Origin of the sequence: Megasphaera indica (assembly GCF_046614755.1) — a bacterium.
GTDB classification, from domain to species: Bacteria; Bacillota; Negativicutes; order Veillonellales; family Megasphaeraceae; genus Megasphaera; species Megasphaera intestinihominis.
Genome location: NZ_JBKKJR010000091.1, coordinates 1 through 223, shown reverse-complemented (window position 1 = coordinate 223; position 223 = coordinate 1). Strand labels below are relative to the sequence as shown.

The window sequence follows — 223 nt, the reverse complement described above, 5'->3', positions numbered from 1 at the left end:
CACCCCATAATACATTTCTTGCTTCATTAAGCCGAAGAAGTTCTCCATGACAGCGTTATCATGACAGTTGCCCTTTCGAGACATGCTCTGAAAAATTCGTTCTTCTTTAAGTTTCTGGGTATAGGCTTTCATTTGATATGCCCAGCCCTGATCGGAGTGAAACGTTCTTCGATACGGACAATCAGCCGTGATTTTGATTGCTTCAGCCTGCGCTTCCAGTATG

The 223-nt window shown here is 43.9% G+C and carries 1 protein-coding gene; it reads right to left on the bottom strand.

Features of this window, described 5'->3' with window-relative positions; translation table 11 throughout:
* Window positions 1-223 (bottom strand): DDE-type integrase/transposase/recombinase (locus ACFCTO_RS12295; protein WP_499876977.1); only part of this gene is annotated, 223 nt, incomplete at both ends.